This window comes from Pseudonocardia sp. Cha107L01, assembly GCF_052566575.1.
The window spans coordinates 8678509-8698075 of sequence record NZ_CP199579.1 but is presented as its reverse complement, the minus strand read 5'-3'; the positions used below and the strand labels follow the sequence as shown (position 1 = coordinate 8698075).

17 protein-coding genes, 2 tRNA genes and 1 pseudogene are annotated in these 19567 nt (G+C 71.7%); 13 read left to right on the top strand and 7 right to left on the bottom strand.

Annotated elements, in window-relative coordinates:
• Window positions 1–328: 328 nt before the first annotated feature.
• Both ACTXG6_RS41065 and ACTXG6_RS41060 read left to right on the top strand, forming a co-directional pair.
• On the top strand, window positions 329–1942 hold the full coding sequence (locus ACTXG6_RS41065) for an efflux RND transporter periplasmic adaptor subunit (RefSeq protein ID WP_445184694.1): 1614 nt from the start codon (window positions 329–331) through the stop codon (window positions 1940–1942).
• A gap of 172 nt (window positions 1943–2114) precedes the next feature.
• Window positions 2115–2312: pseudogene (locus ACTXG6_RS41060) on the top strand (VOC family protein); the annotation flags it as partial.
• A gap of 361 nt (window positions 2313–2673) precedes the next feature.
• On the opposite strand, the gene ACTXG6_RS41055 reads toward ACTXG6_RS41060, so the two are convergent.
• Window positions 2674–2749 (bottom strand) — tRNA-Lys (locus ACTXG6_RS41055).
• A 226-nt stretch (window positions 2750–2975) separates the two neighbouring features.
• Here ACTXG6_RS41055 and ACTXG6_RS41050 point away from each other — a divergent pair.
• Window positions 2976–4103: an Ig-like domain-containing protein gene (locus tag ACTXG6_RS41050; RefSeq protein WP_445184693.1), complete on the top strand. Its 1128-nt coding sequence runs from the start codon at window positions 2976–2978 to the stop codon at window positions 4101–4103.
• 124 nt (window positions 4104–4227) lie between these two features.
• On the opposite strand, the gene ACTXG6_RS41045 is transcribed toward ACTXG6_RS41050, so the two are convergent.
• Both ACTXG6_RS41045 and orn read right to left on the bottom strand, forming a co-directional pair.
• Window positions 4228–4303 (bottom strand) — tRNA-His (locus ACTXG6_RS41045).
• Between the two features lie 75 nt (window positions 4304–4378).
• On the bottom strand, window positions 4379–4999 hold the full coding sequence (gene orn, locus ACTXG6_RS41040) for an oligoribonuclease (RefSeq protein WP_445184692.1): 621 nt from the start codon (window positions 4997–4999) through the stop codon (window positions 4379–4381).
• Window positions 5000–5223: 224 nt separating this feature from the next.
• On the opposite strand from orn, the gene ACTXG6_RS41035 reads away from it, so the two are divergent.
• Window positions 5224–6789 carry a helicase HerA-like domain-containing protein gene (locus ACTXG6_RS41035; RefSeq protein ID WP_445184691.1) on the top strand — a complete coding sequence of 522 codons (1566 nt, stop codon included), beginning with the start codon at window positions 5224–5226 and terminating at the stop codon, window positions 6787–6789.
• Between the two features lie 24 nt (window positions 6790–6813).
• Here ACTXG6_RS41035 and ACTXG6_RS41030 read toward each other — a convergent pair whose 3' ends face one another.
• Window positions 6814–8415: a PH domain-containing protein gene (locus ACTXG6_RS41030; protein WP_445184690.1), complete on the bottom strand. Its 1602-nt coding sequence runs from the start codon at window positions 8413–8415 to the stop codon at window positions 6814–6816.
• On the bottom strand, window positions 8415–8912 hold the full coding sequence (locus ACTXG6_RS41025; protein ID WP_445184689.1) for a PH domain-containing protein: 498 nt from the start codon (window positions 8910–8912) through the stop codon (window positions 8415–8417). Before ACTXG6_RS41025 ends, ACTXG6_RS41030 begins: the two co-directional genes overlap by 1 nt.
• Before the next feature lie 303 nt (window positions 8913–9215).
• On the opposite strand from ACTXG6_RS41025, the gene ACTXG6_RS41020 reads away from it, so the two are divergent.
• Together ACTXG6_RS41020 and ACTXG6_RS41015 are read left to right on the top strand one after the other, a co-directional pair.
• Window positions 9216–9554: an ArsR/SmtB family transcription factor gene (locus ACTXG6_RS41020; RefSeq protein WP_445190259.1), complete on the top strand. Its 339-nt coding sequence runs from the start codon at window positions 9216–9218 to the stop codon at window positions 9552–9554.
• On the top strand, window positions 9551–10054 hold the full coding sequence (locus tag ACTXG6_RS41015) for an SRPBCC family protein (protein WP_445184688.1): 504 nt from the start codon (window positions 9551–9553) through the stop codon (window positions 10052–10054). The genes ACTXG6_RS41020 and ACTXG6_RS41015 overlap by 4 nt, the downstream gene beginning before the upstream one ends.
• A gap of 70 nt (window positions 10055–10124) precedes the next feature.
• On the opposite strand, the gene glgX is transcribed toward ACTXG6_RS41015, so the two are convergent.
• A complete protein-coding gene (gene glgX, locus ACTXG6_RS41010) occupies window positions 10125–12179 on the bottom strand; it encodes a glycogen debranching protein GlgX (RefSeq protein ID WP_445184687.1) in 2055 nt (684 codons plus the stop codon).
• Window positions 12180–12292: 113 nt separating this feature from the next.
• On the opposite strand from glgX, the gene ACTXG6_RS41005 reads away from it, so the two are divergent.
• From ACTXG6_RS41005 to ACTXG6_RS40985, 5 genes are all read left to right on the top strand, one after another.
• Complete coding sequence (locus ACTXG6_RS41005; protein ID WP_445190258.1) at window positions 12293–13057, top strand: ABC transporter ATP-binding protein; 765 nt, start codon at window positions 12293–12295, stop codon at window positions 13055–13057.
• A gap of 123 nt (window positions 13058–13180) precedes the next feature.
• Window positions 13181–14149 carry a class I SAM-dependent methyltransferase gene (locus ACTXG6_RS41000; protein ID WP_445184686.1) on the top strand — a complete coding sequence of 323 codons (969 nt, stop codon included), beginning with the start codon at window positions 13181–13183 and terminating at the stop codon, window positions 14147–14149.
• A gap of 260 nt (window positions 14150–14409) precedes the next feature.
• Entirely contained in the window at window positions 14410–15081 is a 672-nt protein-coding gene (locus tag ACTXG6_RS40995; protein WP_445184685.1) for a response regulator, read from the top strand.
• A gap of 6 nt (window positions 15082–15087) precedes the next feature.
• On the top strand, window positions 15088–16365 hold the full coding sequence (gene macS, locus ACTXG6_RS40990; RefSeq protein WP_445184684.1) for a MacS family sensor histidine kinase: 1278 nt from the start codon (window positions 15088–15090) through the stop codon (window positions 16363–16365).
• Between the two features lie 128 nt (window positions 16366–16493).
• Window positions 16494–17189 (top strand): response regulator, encoded by a 696-nt coding sequence (locus tag ACTXG6_RS40985; RefSeq protein WP_445184683.1) that lies wholly within the window; start codon window positions 16494–16496, stop codon window positions 17187–17189.
• A 31-nt stretch (window positions 17190–17220) separates the two neighbouring features.
• Here ACTXG6_RS40985 and ACTXG6_RS40980 read toward each other — a convergent pair whose 3' ends face one another.
• The gene (locus ACTXG6_RS40980; protein WP_445184682.1) at window positions 17221–18201 is read right to left on the bottom strand and encodes a nucleoside hydrolase; all 981 of its coding nucleotides are present in this window, start codon (window positions 18199–18201) and stop codon (window positions 17221–17223) included.
• Between the two features lie 231 nt (window positions 18202–18432).
• On the opposite strand from ACTXG6_RS40980, the gene ACTXG6_RS40975 reads away from it, so the two are divergent.
• Together ACTXG6_RS40975 and ACTXG6_RS40970 are read left to right on the top strand one after the other, a co-directional pair.
• A complete protein-coding gene (locus ACTXG6_RS40975) occupies window positions 18433–18600 on the top strand; it encodes a hypothetical protein (RefSeq protein ID WP_445184681.1) in 168 nt (55 codons plus the stop codon).
• An 88-nt stretch (window positions 18601–18688) separates the two neighbouring features.
• Entirely contained in the window at window positions 18689–19450 is a 762-nt protein-coding gene (locus ACTXG6_RS40970; RefSeq protein WP_445184680.1) for an acyltransferase, read from the top strand.
• Window positions 19451–19567: the final 117 nt, after the last annotated feature.

The following is a 19567-nucleotide window of genomic DNA, read 5'->3' as shown; positions in this document are numbered from 1 at the left end:
CGGTGTGAGTGGACCCATTAATTTACGCCGAATTTCGTTTCCGCTGATATCGAGCGCAGGCCGTCCGCCGGCATACCTGAAGGCCGCACCTGAGTTACTTATCTTTTCAGTGTGATCGTGGTGACTGGTGTTGCGGTTTTGTCCCCCATTCTTCGTGACGGCCGCCATAGTTCGTATCCGGACTCCCGACAATGTCGTTGTCGAAGTAGTCCACAACTCGCGGTGATCTGGCCGTGATTGGCGTGCCGCGGTGGCGAGCGTTCGCCTGACGGATGGCGTGCCGCCCCGGGGGGAATGTTCGAATGCAGGCTGAGGGGCAAGGGGAGTGATGACGCACACGACGGGTCGCGACAGCGTCTGGGGGGCTCGCGCGGCGGCCGCGGTGTTCTTGGTTCTGGTGGTGACAGTGGGGACAGCGGCCTGCGGGGAGAGCGCTCCGGCGCAGCCGTCCTCGCGGGTGGAGCGGGGGATGGTCTCGACGAAGGTGTCGGCCTCCGGAGCGCTGGCGGCGGTCACGACGCAGGCCTTGGGGTTCGCCAAGGCGGCTCAGTTGACCGAGGTGGATGTCAAGGTCGGCGACACGGTCCGCGCTGGTCAGGTCCTGGCCCGGGAGGACCCGTTCTCCCTCCAGCAGTTGCTGAACCAGCAGCAGGCGCAGCTGAACAACCAGCAGGCCATCCTGGACCGGATCACCCGCGGCACCACGGTCGGCGGCGACCACAACACGCTCGATCAGGCGAAGAAGATCCTTGATGCCACCAAGGACAACGGCGACGCGATCCACGACAGGGATCAGAACGCGGTCTTCCGGGCGCGGCAGGCACGCGACTTCGCCCAGCGGCAGTTCGATCAGGCCGTGCGGACGTACCGGGCCGACGGGTGTACCCCCTCGATCAGCGACACCGGCGCCACCGACGGCGACTCCTCGGACTCCTCGGACTCCGCGGAGAGCTCGGGCCTGTTCGGTGCGTTGACCGGCACGACGTCCTGCCCGGACAGCGTCAAGACGAACCTGACCACGGCGAAGAGCAGCCTGTTGACGGCCGAGACGAGCTACGACACCGCGAAGCACACCCTGGACGTGGACGACTCCCAGGCGCGGATCAGCGAGGAGAACGCCCGGCAGAGCGTGGTCTCCGCGCAGAACGCGCTGGACTCGGACAGCTCCGACCGCGGCCCGAACATCGCCGCCCAGGCCGCGCTGGTGGCCAACGGTCGAGCCCTGGTTGCCAACGCCCAGCGGGACCTGGACAACACCGTCCTCTATGCGCCGGTGGCCGGCACGGTGTCGGCCATCACCGGTGCTGTGGGTGAGTACGTGAGCGCCGGCGGCGGGACGAGCGCCCTGGCACCAGGCACCGACGCTGCGATCCCCGGGGTCGGTGCGGCGGCGACCAGCGACCAGTCCTCGGCCTCGAGTACCGGTGCACCGTCGGCGACCCGACCGGGTGGCTCGGCCTTCATCGTGCTCAACAACATCAGCACCTTCCAGGTCGTCGTCCCGTTCGAGGAGTCGGACGCGGCGAAGGTCGCCCCGAACCAGAAGGTGCAGCTCACCTTCGATGCCCTGCCGGACCTGACCCGCGACGGCACCGTGCTTTCGGTCGCGCCGGGCGGCGTGGACATCTCCGGGGTGACGAACTACTACGCCACGATCCTGCTCACCGACACCGACCCCCGGCCGCGTTCCGGTCAGACCGCCGAGGCCGGCGTCCTGGTGGCAGACCTCGAGAACGTGCTGGTGGTGCCGAACTCGGCGGTCATCAGGCAGGGCGACCGGTCGTTCGTCAACACTTCCGGCCCGGACGGCAAGCCGGTCCAGACCCCGTTCCAGCCGGGTCTGGTGGGCGACGACAACACCCAGGTGCTGTCCGGACTGACCGAGGGACAGCAGATCCAGATCCCCCGGGCACAGGTCAGCCCCAGCGGTGGAGGCCGCTGATCAGCGTCCGTCGCCTGTCGGTTTCGTCGCACTCGCGTTGATCGGGTGAGGACTGTCGGATGGCCCGGGCAAGCTCGTGGGAAGGCAATGATTGGAGGCACCGTGGCCGTCAGATTCCACGGGCCGAGCATCTGGTTCCAGGTAGTCCCCGAGACCAAGATCGTCAAGAACTAGAGTGCACCTCGACATCCACGCCAGCGGCGGCCGGGCCGACCCGATCGAGACCCGCAGACAACGAGTCGAAGCCGAAGCTCGCCGGCTGGTTGACCTGGGCGCCACCACCGTTGGCGCCCTGATGGAGGACGGCATCCTCGACCACTACGCGGTGGGCATGAAGGACCCCGAGGGCAACGAGTTCGATATCAACTGACGGGCTGTGGTGTGCCTTCCGGTGCGCAGCGGCTTGATCACCGAGGTCCAATCCCGAACGACCTACACGACGGCCTCTCGATCATCAGCTGACCAGCGGTGCGCACCAAATGCTCGCCCGTGTCTCAAGGCCCAGCCAGTGCGGTCGATGCGTGCCATATGGCAGTGCCATCCGCACGAGAGGTGATCATCGCCGCATCCGGGTAACGGTCGATGAAGGCCACCACTGGCACGGTCGCGGCACCGTCCGCGCCAGCTGGAGTCTCGAGACTGCTGCGCACTACGAAGCGTTGATCTGGCAGACGGGCAACACAGCCAAACCAAAAACGCAGGTCAGCGGCTTGCCGACCTGCGTTTGTTGATGGTGCGCCGCCAGGGACTCGAACCCCGAACCCGCTGATTAAGAGTCAGCTGCTCTACCACTTGAGCTAGCGGCGCAAGTTAATCGCTCCGTTTGAGCGCGTGCAGACGTTAGCACAGCCCGGCAGACCCGCATTTCAGCGGGGGCTGGCGTCGCTGTGGCCGCGATCCGGCCTAATAGCCGAGGTTAGGTGCCCGGTCAAGTAACTGACTGGGAGTGTCGATCGTTGACCACTCAGTCAGCTGACACCGGCTGGATACCCTCGGAGGTGGTGAGGTCGTGGCAGGTCGAGTTGATCCGCGAGTGGCGACCCTGGTGGGAACGGCCGCGGTGCTGGTCTGCCTGCTCAGTGGTTGTGCTCAGTTCGGGTCCGGAGACCAGATCGGGGGGATCAAGGACGTCGCCGCCCAGCAGGGCCTCGCCCAGGGCATGGCGGACGCCTTCCACCCGGACCTCACGGTCAACCCGCCGAACGGCGCGGCCGGGGTGTCGCCCTCGGAGACGGTGACCGCGTTCGTGGCCAGCGGCCAGTTCAGCCAGGCCGACCTGAGGACGCAGGACGGGGGCAAGCTCGACGGGGTGCTCTCCCCGGACGGCGCGCGGTGGACCTCGAGCGCGCCGCTCAAGCCGAACACCTCCTACGTGCTCACCACGGTGGTCCGGGCCACGTCCGGCCAGGAGACCACCACGGCGACGAAGTTCACCACCCTGTCGCCCGGCCAGCAGGTCACGGGCAAGATCACGCCGGCCGACGGCGGGACGATCAATGGGCCCACCCCGGTGGACATCCTGTTCGACAAGCCGGTCACCGACCGGTCCGCCGTGGAGCGGGCACTGGTGGTCACCTCGAGCCCGCCCACCCAGGGGAGCCCGTACTGGCGCAGCGACCGCGAGGTGGTGTGGCAGCCGATCGGCGCGTGGCAGCCGGGCAGTCAGGTGACCGCCACCCTGGACTTCTTCGGCAAGCAGGTCGGCCCCGGGCTCTTCGGCGGCGGCGACCTGCGCAGCGCCTTCAAGGTCGGCGACCTGGACAGCTCGCTGCCCTCCGACAGCCTGGACGCCGGTCTGCCGCCGGGCACGCCGGGCGCCGCCCCGGGTACGCCGGGTTACGTGGCCGACCCGCGGCTCGCGCCGGGGGGCGACCCCGATCTCGCCGCCTCGCCCGGCGTGCCCCCGCCGCCCGGTGCGGCGACGCCGCCCGCCGCGACGCCGCCCGGCGCGGCGCCGGCCGCCAGCCCGGGCGGTCTCGGCCCGGATCCCGCCAGTTCGGACGCCGGCAGCCCGGACGCCACCGTGCCGGATACCACGCCGGACGGCGGCCTCGGACCCGACGCCGGCAGTGCGAGGACCGACGACCCGCCGCCGACCACGCCCAAGCACCACACGACGCCGACCAAGCGGCCGACCGCACCCCGGCTGCCGGTGCTCTGAGCCCCAACGCCTCGTGAGTGGTTAGCGCTTGTCAGAGCAACGCTAGCCACTCATGAGGCCGCCCGGTCGGGACAAAACAAGAGCCCGCACTCGGATTTCTCCGAGTGCGGGCCCTGTTGGTGGCTGGGGTGAGTGACGGGATTCGAACCCGCGACACCTGGGATCACAACCCAGTGCTCTACCGACTGAGCTACACCCACCATCGACGTCGTGAAGTGTCACCGCACAACGACCCGGATATCGTAGCGCGCCCGTTCCGGGCCGCTCCACCCGGTTCAGCTCGGGCTGGTCCGGACCGGTTCGGCGAGGATCGCGGCGGCCGCTGACCTGGCCTGATCGGTGGTCGGGCCGGGCGCGGGGACGAACGCGGTCGACCGGTAGTAGCGCAGCTCGCGCAGCGATTCCTCGATGTCCGCGAGCGCCCGGTGTGCCAGGCCCTTCTCCGGCTTGGCGTAGTAGATCTTCGGGTACCACCGGCGGCACAGCTCCTTGATCGAGCTGACGTCCACCATCCGGTAGTGCAGGTGGCTGTCCAGCTCGGGCATGTCCCTGGCCAGGAACATCCGGTCGGTGGCGATCGAGTTCCCGGCCAGTGGCGCCGAACGGGGATCGGGCACGAACTGGCGCACGTGGTCCAGCACGATCTGCTCGGCCTCCGCCATGGTCACGGTGGAGGCCCGCACCAACTCGGTCAGTCCCGAGTGCTCGTGCATGTCGCGCACCAGCTCAACCATGCCGGCCAGCTTCGCGTCGTCGGCGTGGATCACCACGTCGACGCCTTCGCCGAGGACCCGAAGCTCGCTGTCGGTCACCAGAGCGGCGATCTCGATCAGCGCGTCGGAGCCGATGTCCAGGCCGGTCATCTCGCAGTCAATCCACACCAAGCGGTCGTTCACCCTGCCAGCCTAGGCCGTAGCTCCCACAGCATTCAGCCGGCTGCGCGGCGCACACCCACCTTGAGCGGTACCGGGACCTCGCCGGCGGTGCCGGTTCATCCACCTGGATCACCCTCGCGCGGCATGTTCGGCGCTCCCGGCCCCGTTGGCTAGGCTTCCCGATCACTAGCGGCACAGTCCTGAGGGCAATCGGCCCCGAGGCGGCACTGGAGGTCGAACCGATCGTGGCGGACAAGGTGACAACCGGTGGCGCGAGCGCCGCGGCTCAGGAAATCGCGGCTGGTTACGAGACGACCGGCGCCGCACTGGAGCTCGGGACCGTCTTCGTGGACGGTCAGATCGAGTCCTCCGCGCGGGTGCGGATCTCGCTGGCGATGCTGAACCGGCACGGACTGGTGGCCGGCGCGACCGGTACCGGCAAGACCAAGACCCTGCAGAACCTCGCCGAGCAGCTCTCCTCGGCCGGGGTGCCGGTGGTGATGGCCGACATCAAGGGGGACCTGTCGGGCCTGTCCCGGCCGGGGGAGAGCAGCGACCGGACCAAGGCGAGGGCCGCCGAGACCGGCGACGACTGGGCGCCGACCGCGTTCCCGGTGGAGTTCCTCTCCCTCGGGGCGGACAGCGCCGCGATCCCGATCCGGGCCACTCTCACCCAGTTCGGGCCGATCCTGCTGAGCAAGGTGCTCGGGCTCAACGACACCCAGGAGTCCACCCTCGGCCTGATCTTCCACTGGGCCGACCAGCAGAACCTGCCGCTGCTGGACACCAAGGACCTGCGTTCGGTCATCCAGCACCTGACCAGCGACGAGGGCAAGGGCGACCTGAAAGGCATCGGCGGGGTCTCCCCGGCCACCGCCGGGGTGATCCTGCGCGCGATGGTCAACCTGGAGGCCCAGGGCGGCGAGAAGTTCTTCGGTGAGCCCGAGCTGGACCCGTCCGACCTGATGCGGGTGGTGGACGGCCCTGCTGGTCCACGCGGCGTGATCTCGCTGCTGGAGCTGTCCGAGCAGCAGACCAACCCGATGCTGTTCTCCACGTTCCTGATGTGGCTGCTGGCCGAGCTGTTCGAGCACCTGCCGGAGGCCGGTGACCTGGACAAGCCCAAGGTGGTGTTCTTCTTCGACGAGGCGCACCTGCTGTTCTCCGACGCGTCCAAGGCGTTCCTGGACCGCATCGAGCAGACCGTCAAGCTGATCCGGTCCAAGGGCGTCGGGGTGTTCTTCTGCACCCAGCTGCCCACCGACATCCCGAACGACGTGCTCTCCCAGCTCGGCGCCCGGATCCAGCACGCCCTGCGCGCGTTCACCCCGGACGACCAGAAGGCGCTGGCCCGGACCGTGAAGACGTACCCGACAACGCCGAACTACAAGCTCGGCGAGGTGCTGACCTCGCTGGGCATCGGCGAGGCCATCGTGACCGTGCTCTCCGAGCGGGGCGCGCCGACCCCGGTGGCGTGGTGCCGGCTGCGCGCGCCCCGGTCGCTGATGGGCGCGATCGGCGCCGACGGAGTGGCCTCGGCCGCGCACGGCTCCCAGCTGTACGCCAAGTACGGCCAGACGGTCGACCGGGAGTCGGCGTACGAGAAGCTCACCGCGAAGATGGCCCAGGCCCCCGCCCCGGAGCAGGCCCCCGAGGCGCGCCCGGCCGAGCGCCCCCGCGCGGAGCGGGAGGAACCGGGTGCGCTGGAGCAGATCATGTCCAACCCGGCGGTGAAGTCGTTCATGCGCTCGGCGGCCAGCTCACTGGGCCGGGAGATCACCCGGGGGCTGTTCGGTACCCGGCGGCGGTGAGCTGGGGCCCGCGGCGGGGGCTGGTTATCGGGTGGGCAGCAGGCCGGGGTTGACCAGGTCGACCAGCTCGACCGCCGTGGCCACCGGCAGGTCCACCACCGAGTACCGCCCGGCGCCGGCGGCGGTCACCGCATCCAGGGTGGCCACGCCGGCCCAACGCTGGGACGGGCTCTGCCGCAGCCGCCAACCGATGATGCCCCGGCGCTGCAGTGCCACCCGGCGCCGGACCAGCGAGCCCTGGCTGATCACCAGGTAGTCCGGAAGCAGCGCGTGGCCGAGGTTGCGGTAGCGGTCGGCGGCGAGCAGGGCCGCCAGTGGCAGCAGGAGCAGCGCCGCCGGCCAGAGCCAGCCCAGCTCGGGCAGCGCCCAGACCACCGCGACGAGTGCGACCGAGGGCAGCAGCGCCCTGGTCAGCCTGCGGCGCAGCGCGGCCGGGGGATGGCGGACCAGCACGGCGGCGGTCCCGGCGGCCGGGTCGTCCAGCAGCAGCGCGGCGGCGGCGACGCGGTGTGCCTCGGCCCTCGGCGCCGGCGGCAGGAGCGCGCCGCGGTTGCTCGTCTTCGCGTCCAGCCCGGTGGTGATCGCGGCGCAGCGGGCGCCCCGGACCAGACGCAGCAGCAGCGGCTCGGCCACCTCCGCGCCGCGCATCCGGCTCTGCTCGACCGACAGCGACCGGGTGGTGAGCAGCCCCCGGCGCAGCCGCAGTGTGTCGTCCGGCTCCCTGGTGAGCCGGTAGCCCCACCAACCCTCCAGATAGACCGCGAGCGAGCCCAACCCGGCCAGCACCAGCACCGCGGCAACCAGCGCCACGACGGCCACCCACAGTGGCACCGCGCTGAACTCGTCGCCGGCCGCGTGCAGGGTGGCCGAGCTGGTCACGTCCACCCCGGCGTCGCTGGCCACCCGGAACACCGTGCCGGCGATCGCGGCCACGGCGACCAGCCCGGAGGCCGTCAGTGGCGCGAAGCGCAGCCAGGACGGCCGCAGCCGGGCCACCTCGACCCCGCTCCCGACCCGCCGCGTGGCGGGCTCCGGCGGGGTGGTGTGGTCCGGTAGGGGGGTGGCCGGGTCCGCCGGGCCGGCGCCCGGCGGGCTCGCGCCCAGCGGGCTCGCGCTCGGCGGGCTCGTGCCCGGCGGGCCGGCGGCCGGGCTGGTGGCGACACGGATCGGGGAGCGGTCCAGCAGGTCCCGGCGCAGCCGTTCGCCCTCCGCGACGGTGACCGCGTCCAGACTCAGCCGGCCCTCCTTAGTGGTGCTCGAGCCGGTGCCGATCTCCACCACGGTGAGTCGGAAGAGCCGGTGGGCCGGGTTCGCCCGCAGGTCCACGGTGCGGACCCGGTCCCGGCGCAGCGAGCGCTGCTCGCGGTGGATGAGGCCGCTCCGCAGCTCCACCCGCTCACCGCCGACCCGGTACCGGACCGTCGCCCACTTGCTCACGGCCATCGCCAGCACGACGAGCACCGGGGCGAGCGCGGCCACCAGATGCCAGCCGCCCTGGCCCCGGCCGGTGATCAGCAACACGCCGACCACCGGGATCAGCGCACCGGCCTGCCGCAGCGGGAACACCGCCAGCACCCGGGGGTCCAGCCGCTGCCACCCGGCCTCGGCGTCGTCCGGCTCCGACATCAGGTGGCGTCCCCGGGGTGTCTCTGGGTGATCTCGGTGAGCCGGCGGGTCAGCTGGGCGGCGGCGTCCGCGTCCAGGCCCTCGATCTTGACCGGGCCCGCCGACGAGGCGGTGGTCACCGTGACGGTGGCCAGTCCGAACAGCCGCTGCAGCGGGTCGCGCGCGGTGTCGATGGTCTGGATCCGGGAGATCGGCGCCACCCGCCACTCCAGTCGCAGCCAGCCGGCGAGGGTGTACACCGCCTCCTCGTCGGCCTCCCAGCGGTGCACCCGGTAGCGCCACCTCGGCATCACGACCGTATAGCCGCCGCCCACCAGGACGGTGGCCACCAGCGTCCCGATCAGCCAGCTGGCCTCGGTGGTGACCAGCGCGACGACCTGCACCAGCAGCGCCGCGCCGACCGCGAGCAGCGCGCGCGCGGTCCACCAGCGCAGGGCGCGCGGGTCCACGCGGTGCGCCGGCGGGCGGAGCGGCGGGGCTGACGGCGTGACGTCCACCGGGCCACTCTGCCCAATGCGGCGTCGGCCGGCCGGCTCGACGCGCCGCAGGGCCGCCGCCCGAACAGTCCGGACCGAGCTGTCGGGCCCCGCGTGGAACCCCGCTCTGTTCCTGTCCTTGCGAGTCCCGCAGCATCCCGCCACGTCCGGCGTAGGCAGCGTCCACGGATTGGGCGTCCACACGTGACACGTGCCCAGGCCGGGCGTCCACACGTGACACCTCCACAGGTCACCCGCCGCGCTCCCGGGCGATCAACTTATATGTGCTTGCTTTTATATACGCTTGGTGCGATTTTGGTGCCCATGGATGTGTTCGAGGCCGTCGCCGAGCCCAGTCGCCGCGCGCTGCTGGACGTCCTGGCCGAGGGGGAGCGGACCGCCGGGGAGCTGGTCGCCACGCTGCCGAACCTGACCCAGCCGGCCGTGTCCCGTCACCTGCGGGTGCTGCGCGAGGTCGGACTGGTCGAGGTCCGCCCGGACGCCCAGCGGCGGATCTACGCGTTGCGCGCCGACGGGCTGGTGGAGATCGACCGGTGGCTCGGCGCGTACCGCCGCTACTGGGCGGCACACCTCGACTCGCTGGAGCAGCACCTGGCCCGGACCCGTGGCCAGCAGTCCGACACACCGGGGGAGCACGCATGAGTACCAGGCGCACCGGCGAACTGAGCGTCGACGGCGACCGGGCGACGATGACCTTCGTCCGGCACCTGCCGTACCCGATCGACGCGGTCTGGGCGGCGATCACCGACCCGGCCGCGCGGGCGGACTGGTTCGGGGTGACCGCGCTCGACCCCCGGGTCGGCGGTCGGATCGACATGATGCCGGCCGACCCGCCGGCGCCGCCCGAGCACAAGAGGATGACCGGGCGCATCCTGGTCTGGGACCCGCCCAAGGTGCTGGAGCACGAGTGGAACCAGAACATCGTGGAAGCCGGCGTGGTGCGCTACGAGCTCGCCGAGGAGGGGACGGGCACCGTGCTGACCTTCACCCACCGGGGCCTCGGCGTGCGCAATGCCCGCGGTTTCCTGCCCGGCACGCACGCCTACCTGGACCGGCTGGAGGCGCACCTTGGCGGCGAGCCGCTGCCCGGGTGGAGTGAGCGCTACCAACTGGTCGCGCCAGACTATCCGGCCTGGCGGTAGTGCGACGGCGGTAGTGCGACGGCGGTAGTGCGACGGCGGTAGTGCGACGGCGGTAGTCCGGACGCCGGCTCTAGTCCCCGGCCAGCAGCAGCGCGGTGAGGCCGGGCACCGTGATGGTGGCGCCCGGGGTCAGCGGTGCCGGGTCGGCCGGGCGGCCGTCCGGCTGACCGCTGTCCAGCAGCGGGGTGAGCGCGACGTCCGGCAGCACGTACTCGAGCGTCTCGGTGCCGCTGTGCAGCAGCAGCATCCACTCCTTGCCGGCCAGCAGGCCGACAGTGCGGATGTCGGAGTCGTGCCAGTTCTCCTCGGTGATCCGACCCCCGTCGGCGCGCCACCAGGTCACGTCCGCCGGGCGGTAGAACCGCTCCCAGGACGGTGCCCGGCCGTCCCGGCGCAGCTCCAGCAGCCGGGCGGTGAAAGCGGTGAGCTCCTCGGCGTCCGGGTCCGGTGTCCAGTCCAGCCAGGAGATCACGTTGTCCTGGCAGTAGGCGTTGTTGTTGCCCCGCTGGGTGCGCCAGCGCTCGTCGCCGGCGGTCAACATCGGGGTGCCGGCGGACAGCAGCAGCGTGCTCAGCAGCGCCCTGGCCGTGCGCAACCGGTCGGCGCGGACCTCGGGCCGGTCGGTCTCGCCCTCCACCCCGAAGTTCTGCGACCGGTTGTCGTCGGTGCCGTCCCGGTTGTTCTCGCCATTGTCGGAGTTGTGCTTGGTCTCGTAGGACACCAGGTCGCGCAGAGTGAAGCCGTCGTGCGCGGTGACCAGATTGACCGACGCCCAGGGCCGCCGCCCCGACATCGCGTACAGGTCCTCCGAGCCGCTGAGCCGCCGGGCGAGGTCGCTGATGCCGCCGGCGCCGCGCCAGAAGTCCCGCACCGCGTCCCGGTACTGGCCGTTCCACTCCGCCCACTGCACGCCGAAGCCACCCACCCGGTAGCCCTCGCCGGTGGCGTCCCACGGCTCGGCGATCAGTTTGCGGTTCGCCAGCACCGGGTCGGCAGCGATCATGGTGAGCAGCCCGGCATCCGGGTCGAAGCTGCCCGCGCGGGGCCGGCCGAGCACGCTGGCCAGGTCGAACCGGAAGCCGTCCACGCCGAGCTCGGCCCAGTAGCGCAGTGAGTCGCAGACCAGCCTGGCCACCGTCGGCGAGGCCGCGTCCACGGTGTTGCCGCAGCCGGTGATGTCGACCATCTCGCCGCGGCCGCGGTGCACGTAGTAGGCCGGCGCGTCCAGCCCCCGGAAGCTCAGCGTGGGGCCGCTGACGCCGCCCTCGCAGGTGTGGTTGTAGACCACGTCCAGGATGACCTCGATACCGGCCGAGTGCAGCGCGGCGACCATGGTCCGGAACTCCGCGAGCTCCTGGCCCGGCACCGAGGCGTAGCCGGCGTGCGGCGCGAGGAAGCCCAGCGTCGAGTAGCCCCAGTAGTTCCGCGCGCCGCGGCGCAGCAGGCTCGACTCGTCGACGAACGAGTGCACCGGCAGCAGTTCGACCGCGGTGACACCGAGCGAGCGCAGGTGTTCGAGCACCGCCGGGTGGGCGAGCCCGAGGTAGCTGCCCCGCTGCTCGGTCGGCACCTCGGGGTGGACCTGGGTGAAGCCCTTGACGTGCATCTCGTAGATCACCGTGTCGGCCCACGGCACGTTCGGACCCGGACCTGGGGCCGGCGCGGCCGGGGCGGTGAGCACCGAGACCGGCACCGAGCCCAGCGAGTCCACCGCGCTCGGCGGGCCGGACATCGGGTCGCCCTGGTAACCGAGGGCGGCCTCCAGATCGGTGAGCTGGCCGGTGATCTGGCGGGCGTACGGGTCGACCAGCAGCTTGGCCGGGTTCGCCCGGATCCCCTCGGTCGGCTCGTAGCGACCGTGCACCCGGTACCCGTACCGCTGGCCGGGCGTGATCCCGGTCACCAAGCCGTGCCAGATCCCGAACGTGCGCTCGGTCAGCTCCACCCGCCGCTCGCTCGGCGGCCCGCCGGCCGGGTCGGGCTCCAGCAGGCAGAGCTCCACGGCATCGGCGCTGGCGGAGGCGACGGAGAAGCGGGCACCATCCTCGGTGAGGTGGGCACCCAGCGGGAAGACTGTGTCGGCCGGCGGCGCGGCGGGGCGTGCGGTGCGCTCGTTGGACGGCATCATCGGTAAGGATAGGGCCCGTGGGCGAGGCTAGCGAGCTAACCAATGGGACATCGGCCGCCGTGGCCCGTGAGGTGGGCGGTCACCCGGATCTGACCGACCTCGTCATCCGGATGGACGACGTGTCGGTGCGCCGCGGCGAGACCACACTGCTGCGCGACGTGAACTGGTCGGTCGAGCTGGACGAGCGGTGGGTGGTACTCGGGCCCAACGGCGCCGGCAAGACCACGCTGCTGCGGATGGCGGCCGCCGAGCTGCACCCGAGCAGCGGGACCGTGCACGTGCTCGGCGAGCAGCTCGGCCGGGTGGACCTGTTCGAGCTGCGGCCGCGGCTCGGGTTCTGCTCGGCCGCGCTGGCGCAGCGGGTGCCCGGGGACGAGATCGTCCGCGACATCGTGGTCAGTGCCGGGTATGCACTGCTGGGGCGGTGGCGCGAGCACTACGACAGCTTCGACCTCGACCGGGCCGACCGGCTGCTCGACGCCCTGGGCATGTGGGGGTTCGCGGCGCGGCAGTTCCGTACCCTGTCCGAGGGTGAGCGCAAGCGGGTGATGATCGCCCGTGCCCTGATGGCCGACCCCGAGCTGCTGCTGCTCGACGAGCCCGCTGCCGGGCTCGATCTGGGTGGCCGGGAGGACCTGGTGTCCCGGCTGTCGCGGCTGGCCGAGGACGCGGAGGCGCCGGCCAGTGTGCTGGTCACCCACCATGTCGAGGAGATCCCACCGGGGTACACCCACGGTCTGCTGCTGCGCGGCGGCGGCGTGGTCGCCCAGGGGCTGCTGCCGGACGTGATCACCGAGCCGAACCTGTCCCGCGCGTTCGGGCTGCCGCTGCTGGTGCGCTACGAGGGCGGGCGGTTCAGTGCGCGGCGGGCGTGATTTCCGGCGTGGCGTGACGTCGTTCCCGGTCGGCAGCTCAAGCAAGGCTAGCTTTACCGATTGTTGAACCGGAGGGGCGAGTTCGGTGCGGAACCTCGATAACGGGCCACTAGGCTCTTACTCATGAGTAGCGATCCGGCGCCGAACCCGCACGCCACGGCCGAGCAGGTGGAGGCCGCGCGGCGGGACCCCAAGCTCGCCAACGTGCTGTACCACGACTGGGAGGCTGGCTCCTACGACGAGAAGTGGTCGATCTCCTACGACGAGCGCTGCATCGACTACGCCACCGGCCGGTTCCGCCTGGTCGCCGGGGAAGCGGGTTGGCCGTACGAGCGGGCGCTGGAGCTGGGCAGCGGTACCGGGTTCTTCCTGCTCAACCTGATGCAGGGCGGGGTGGCCAAGCGCGGGTCGGTGACCGACCTGTCGCCGGGCATGGTCCAGGTGGCGCTGCGCAACGCCGCCGGCCTCGGTCTGGACGTGGACGGCAAGGTGGCCGATGCCGAGCGCATCCCGTACGAGGACAACACCTTCGACCTGGTCGTCGGGCACGCCGTGCTGCACCACATCCCGGACGTGGCGGCCGCGCTGCGTGAGGTGCTGCGGGTGCTCAAGCCCGGCGGAAGGTTCGTGTTCGCCGGCGAGCCGACGAAGATCGGTGACCGGTACGCCCGCCGGCTCGGCCAGGCGACGTGGTGGGCCACCACCCGGCTGACCAGGCTCGGCCCGCTGCGTGGTTGGCGCCGCCCGCAGGCCGAGCTGGACGAGTCGTCCCGGGCCGCCGCACTGGAAGCCGTGGTGGACATCCACACCTTCGACCCCGATGAGCTCGAGGCGACCGCGCGCGGCGCCGGCGCCATGGGGGCCCGGGTGGTGACCGAGGAGCTGGCCGCCGCCCTGTTCGGCTGGCCGGTGCGCACCTTCGAGGCGGCGGTGCCGTCGGGCAAGCTGGGGATGCGCTGGGCAATGTTCGCCTGGCGCACCTGGGAGCGTTTGTCGGTGTTGGACACTCGGGTGCTGGATCGGGTGGTGCCGCGCCGGTACTTCTACAACGCGCTGGTCACCGGTACAAAACCGGGGATGAGGCCACTCTAACGGGGGGACCCGTTCTCGGTTAGATTCAGCTCATCGGGCGCACACTTGGTGGGTCGGGTATGCCCGATCACTGGATGTGAGAGCGTTCAACCAGTTGAGGATCCAGTGTGACGATCCGGTGGCGGGACGATGAGGTCCGGTCGGGTGTAGTGCACCGGTTCAGCGCCGCGGCCACCACCGTGATGGAACGATTGCGCACGGTTGGCGGTCATCGGCTGCCTCCATGCGGGTGAAGAAGATCTCGGAAGGGACCCACTCCGATGAGTGAGACGTACGACGACCCGGCTTCGGTGACGGTCGTCGTTGTCGATGATCACCCGATCTGGCGGGAGGGGGTCGCCCGCGACCTGGCGGCGCAGGGCTTCGCGGTGGTGGCGACCGTGGCGGACTCGTCGTTCACCCTGCGGATCGCGGCGGCCACCCAGCCGAGAGTCGTGGTGATCGATCTGGACCTGGACGAGCTGTCCGCCGTGGAAGCGGTGCGCACGATCGCCAACACGATGCCGGACACCCGGGTGCTGGTGCTCTCCGAGCGCGCCGGGCACAGCGACGTGCTGGAAGCCGTCAAGGCCGGTGCGGCCGGCTACCTGGTCAAGTCGGCCAGCGCCGCCGAACTCATGGACGCGGTGCGGCGGACCGCCAACGGCGACGCGGTGTTCACCCCGGGGCTGGCCGACCTGGTGCTCGGCGAGTACCAGCGGCTGACCGTCGGGCCCGAGCCCGGGCAGGCCCCGGTACCCCGGCTCACCGCGAGGGAGACCGAGGTGCTGAAGCTGGTCGCCACCGGCCTCACCTCCCAGCAGGTCGCCAAGGAGCTCGGCCTGTCGCGGCGGACCGTGGAGAACCACGTCCAGAACACCGCACGCAAGCTGCACCTGCACAACCGCGTGGAGCTGACCCGCTACGCGATCACCCAGGGTCTCGCCGAGTAGTCGGCGGTGGCCGCCTCGCCCCACCCGCCCGGCTCCCCGCCCCCCGGTCCTCGACCGCCCGGGGCTGTCGCGTCGGGTTCCGGCGCGGCCGGCGCGCCGCCGCCCGGGGCTCTCGAGGCCGACCTGGCGACCCGGGTGCTCGACCCGTTCTGGCGCGGCCTGGTCGGGTACCGGGTTCTGGCCTGGGGTTACGCGGCGGTGCTGGTGATCCTCAACCACCCCTACTACCGCTCGCCCGGTGGCGCGGTGCTGGCGTTGGTGCTGATGGCGGTCTGGACCGTGGTGACCTCGGTGGGCTACCTCAGGCCGAAGTGGGCGCTGTGGGGGCTGTGGGTACTGCCCCAGGGTCGGCTGGCGCTGCTCGACGTCGTCGTCACGCTGGTCGCGGTCGCCGCCACCCGCCTGGTCGACACCCCGGACCGGATCGCGCACGGCGCCCCGGTGCTGACCACGGTGTGGTCGGCAGGGCCGGTGATCGCCGTCGCGCTGGCCTACGGGGTGCTGTCCGGGCTGGCCGGTGCGCTGCTGGTGCAGGGGGCCGTGCTGGTGGTGCGCGGCCGGCTCGGTTCCGCCGAGGCCACCGACCTGCTGCTGATGGTGGCCACCGCGCTCGCTGTCGGCTACGCGGCGACGGTGCTGCGCCGCTCCTCGGACCGGCTGCGCCAGGCGATCGAGCTGCGCGCCGCGCTTGCCGAGCGGGAGCGGCTGGCCCGCTCGATCCACGACGGCGTGCTGCAGGTGCTCGCCCAGGTCCGCCGGCGCGGCGCCGAGCTGGGCGGACCGGCCGCCGAGCTCGGCTCACTGGCCGGCGAGCAGGAGGTCGCGCTGCGCACGCTGATCGTCACCGGCCCGCCGGAGCAGCGTCCGCTCGGCCAGGAGGAGGTGACCGCCCGGCTCGCCGCGCTGGCCACTCCCCGGGTGACGGTCTCCACGCCGGCGACCCCGGTGCTGCTGTCCACGCACACCGCGACCGAGCTGGTGGCCGCGGTCGAGGCGGCGCTGGCCAACGTGCGGGTGCACGTGGGGCCGGACGCGCCGGCCTGGGTGCTGCTGGAGGACCTCGGTGAGCAGGTCGTGGTGAGCGTGCGGGACGACGGGCCGGGCATCCCCGCCGGGCGGTTGGCCGCCGCCGAGGCCGAGGGCCGGCTGGGCGTGTCGCGCAGCATCCAGGGCCGCATCGAGTCGGTCGGCGGCACGGCGCGCTGCGAGAGCGGGCCCGGCCTCGGCTGCGAGTGGACCTTCGAGATCCCGGTGCGTCGGGCACCGGCCGGGCGAAGACGATGACCGGGCACCGGTCCGGAGACCCAGACGGCGCCGTCGCGTGACGGTGGCGGCGCCTGACGCCGCCGTCGCCTGACGGCGCCGGCCGAACCGGGCCGCCGCGCCGGCGCGGGACAGGGCAGGATCACCGGATGCGCTCCGAACCGCCCGATGAGATCACCGTGATGGTCGTCGACGACCACCCGATGTGGCGGGACGGGGTCGCCAGGGATCTCGCCGAGCGCGGTCTGCGGGTGGTGGCCACCGCACCGGACGCGCCGGCCGCCGTCCGCATCGCCACCGCGACCCGACCCAGGGTGGTGCTGATGGACCTCAACCTGGGCGAGACCCAGGGCGTCGCGGCGATCGCCGGCATTCTCGAGCGGCTACCGGGAACGCGGATCCTGGTGCTGTCCGCGAGCGGCGAGCACCAGGACGTGCTGGACGCGGTGAAGGCCGGGGCGAGCGGCTACCTGGTGAAGTCGGCCAGCATCACCGAGCTGGAGGCCGCGGTGCGCCGTACGGCGGACGGCGCGGCGGTGTTCACCCCCGGGCTGGCCGGGTTGGTGCTGGGGGAGTTCCGGCGGATGGACACCGCCGACGGGCGGACCGGCCGGGGCGGCGGGTCCGACGCCGAGGACCCGACGCTGCGGCTCACCGAGCGGGAGACCGACGTGCTGCGCCTGGTGGCGAAGGGGATGACCGCACGGCAGATCGCCACCCGCCTGGTGCTCTCGCACCGCACCGTGGAGAGCCACGTGCAGAACACGCTGCGCAAGCTGCACCTGCGCAACCGGGTCGAGCTGACCCGCTACGCCATCGAGCGCGGCCTGACCGACGACAGCTGACCCCGCCCGGTCGGATACAGGCGCGCTCGGTTCAGGCTGGGTCGGGGGAGCTGTCGTCCAGGGTGCGCAGCCGGCGCAGGATCTCGGCGTGCAGCCGGGGGATGTCGGTGTCCACCGCGACGTCCACCGCGACGTCCACCGGGCGCGACCTGCCGGCGGCCTCGATCCGTACGGTGCCGCGCTGCCCGGCCGGCGCACAGGCCACCGCCAGCGGTTTCGCCTCGGTGCGCAGGGTGCCCGGCAGCACCGCCTCGAGCACCGCGACCGCGTCGTGCAGCGGCACGGCGTCCACCCCGGTTCTGGCCCGGATCCGGGTCCGGTAGTACTCGGTCAGGCTGGCCAGCAGGGCGCACCTGGGGCCGCTCGCGGCCAGCTCGGCCAGCCAGTCGCCGGGGACGGCGCAGCGCCGGGTCAGCTCCAGCGGCACCAGGGTGACCGGCACCGACTCCTCGGCGAGTACCCGGTGCGCGGCCTCCGGATCGGAGTTGACGTTGAACTCGGCGGTCGCCGTGGTGTTGCCGCCACTCAGCGCGCCGCCCATCGCGACGATCCGGCCGATCTTCGGAGTCAGCTCGGGATGGCTGGCCAGCAGCAGCGCGATGTTGGTCAGCGGGCCGATCGGGACCAGCGTGACCGGCTCCTCGGCGCCGCGCAGCAGGTCGGCGAGCAGTTCGACGGCACCGCGCGGATCCAGTGGGCCGGGTGCGGGCAGGGTGTCGGCGCGACCGCCGAGACCGTCCTCGTGGTGCCACTCACCGGCCCGCTGCGCCTGGGGGAACACCAGTGGGCGCTCGGCACCGGCGGCCACCGGCACGTCGGCGCGGCCGGCCAGGGCCAGCAGCCGGCGCGCGTTGGCCGAGGTGGTCTCCAGCCCGACGTTGCCGAACACCGCGCTCACCCCGAGTAGCCGAGCGTCCGGGCTGCTCACGGCGAGCAGGAGCGCGACCGCGTCGTCGATACCCGGATCGGTGTCGATCAGCAGCGGGATCCGGGCGGGTGGGGCGGTGGACACCGGGCCCAGCCTGGCACAACTGACGGGACCGCGCGCGGTGTCCTCGGTGCGCGGGGCGGGTTGTGACCGGGACCTCCTGTGAGCTGGCTAGCAGCATCGAAACGATTCGACAAAGCCGGCCGATAATGGGATGGAGCCCGTCGGACAGAGCGTCTGGGTCCTCCCCAGGACCCGGCGACCCGGAAACCGGCCGCCGGCGAGCCCCCGAACCACACATCAGGGAGAGGACGAATGAACACCGACATCGAGCAGCGACTGCGGGAGCTGCACGACTACTACGCGTTCCAGGTCAACGTGGCGATCGAAGAGGGCCGCGAGCACGTGATCGACGGCCTGGTGGCCCGGTACCCCGAGGAAGCCGCGCTGCTGATCGAAGAGTCCCAGGCCCACGCGGCCTGACCACGTCCGGCCGCGACCGGGCCAACCCCGGCCGCGGCCCGACACGGGCTTCCTGGCGCTGCGGACCAGAGCACTAGGCTGTTCCGCCGTGACCAGCATGTGGGGGGCTCCGGTACGGACCCGTTGGGCGGACTGGCGGCGCAACCGGCGGGACCCGCGCCAGGCGAAGTTCCTCACGCTCGACTCGCTGCGCTGGATGATCCGGAACCGGGCCTGGACGCCGTGGTACCTGGTCCGCTACGCGCGGCTGCTGAAGTTCCGGATCGCCAACCCGCACGTCCTGCTGCGCGGCATGGTCTTCCTCGGCAAGAACGTGGAGCTGCACGCCCGGCCCGGCTACGGGCGGCTCGAGATCGGCCGCTGGGTGCACATCGGGGACGGGAACTCGCTGCGCTGCCACGAGGGCTCACTGCGCATCGGCGACAAGGTCGTGATGGGCAAGGACAACACGATCAACTGCTACCTGGACATCGAGCTGGGTGCGGCGACGCTGGTCGCGGACTGGGTCTACATCTGCGACTTCGACCACGTGATCACCGACATCCACGTGCCGATCAAGGACCAGGGCATCGTGAAGACGCCGGTGCGGATCGGGCCGGACTGCTGGGTCGGCACCAAGGTGTCGGTGCTGCGGGGGACCCGGGTCGGCCGGGGCTGCGTGCTCGGCGCGCACGCGGTGGTGCGCGGGACCATCCCGGACTACGCCATCGCGGTCGGCTCGCCGGCCCGGGTGGTACGCAACCGCAAGGACGACTACGCCGCCGACGCCGACCGCCGCGCCGCGCTGGCCGACATCGCCCGCAAACACGCCCGCGCCGTCCAGGAGTCCCTGAAGTCCCTGCCGGACTAGGACACGCGCCGGACCGGAGCTCGCGGGACTAGATGACCAATTCCAAGGGGTCGGTCCGGCGCGGCGTTCGGTGAGCTGTGGTGGAGGGTGCCCAGGATCAGCGTGCTTACCCAGATG